Genomic DNA, 977 nt, shown 5'->3' with positions numbered 1-977 from the left:
GTATAAGAGACAGAGGGGGTTGGCTACGGTGCTCCGGCGCCGGCCGCGGAGAGCGGCGGGCCGGGCGTCGGGAGCGGCGGGGCGGAGGCCGTACGCCGCTCAGGGCCGGGTGTACGCGGAGGCGCGGGCCAGCGCGGGGACGGCGCACACGAGGAGTCCTGCCGCGGCGGCGGGCGCCGCGGCCGTGACGGGGACCAGGGCGAGGACGAGGGCGGCGGCGACGGGCCCGCGGGGGGCGCCGTGGCCGACGAGCAGCCGGGTGAGGAAGAGGAGCAGGGCGATCGGGAGGGCGAGCGGGACGGCGGCTCCGGCGAGGACGGCCGCCCCGGCGGCGGCCGCGGCGAAGCCGGCGACGGTGCCGAGGAGCAGCGGCCGGGCCCCGTCGGCGAAGTCCTCCAGGGCGTGGCTGGCGGCGAGGCGGTGCCGGACCCGGGCGGCGTACACGGCGGCGGCGAGGTGGCCGGCTGCCGCGGCCAGGGCGAGGGCGATCCCGAGGGAGGCGCCGTGGCGGTGGACGGCCCAGCCCGCGGCGGCCGCGGCGAGCAGCAGGACGGCCCGGCCGGACCGGGGACTGCTGCCTGCGGCGGCCCGCCCGGACGGGCCGGGCAGGACGACGGCGGCGGCCGCGGCGAGGGCGGTGACGGCTGCCGCGTACGGCACCGCGGCGGCCGCCGCCGCGCAGGCGAGGGCCCCGGGGAGGAGGGCGAGTCCGAAGCGGCGTAGGGCGGGGGCGTCGGCCGGGCCGGCGGCGGAGGGCGCGGGCGGTTCCTCCTCGCGCGGGGTGCGGGCGTACAGCTCCTCGGCGAGGGAGAAGACGTCGCGGTGCCGGAACCGGGCGGCGGTGCGGTCGGTGATGCCCTGTGCCTCCAGACCGGCGGCGATCTGCAGCGGGTCCACGGCCTGCTCGCACAGGGTCCGGTGGCGGTGGAGCAGGAGTTTGACGGGGTCGCCTGCGGCCCGGCGGCGGGGGGCCGCGG

1 protein-coding gene is annotated in these 977 nt (G+C 81.6%); it reads right to left on the bottom strand.

The window, feature by feature from the left end; all coding sequences use genetic code 11:
• Positions 1–99: 99 nt before the first annotated feature.
• On the bottom strand, positions 100–977 hold an 878-nt coding region (locus HYE82_RS36775; RefSeq protein WP_179178562.1), incomplete at its 5' end, for a hypothetical protein.

Origin of the sequence: Streptomyces sp. BR123, assembly GCF_013401435.1 — a bacterium.
In the GTDB taxonomy this organism is placed as follows: Bacteria; Actinomycetota; Actinomycetes; order Streptomycetales; family Streptomycetaceae; genus Streptomyces.
This window is presented reverse-complemented; position numbering and strand designations above follow the sequence as displayed.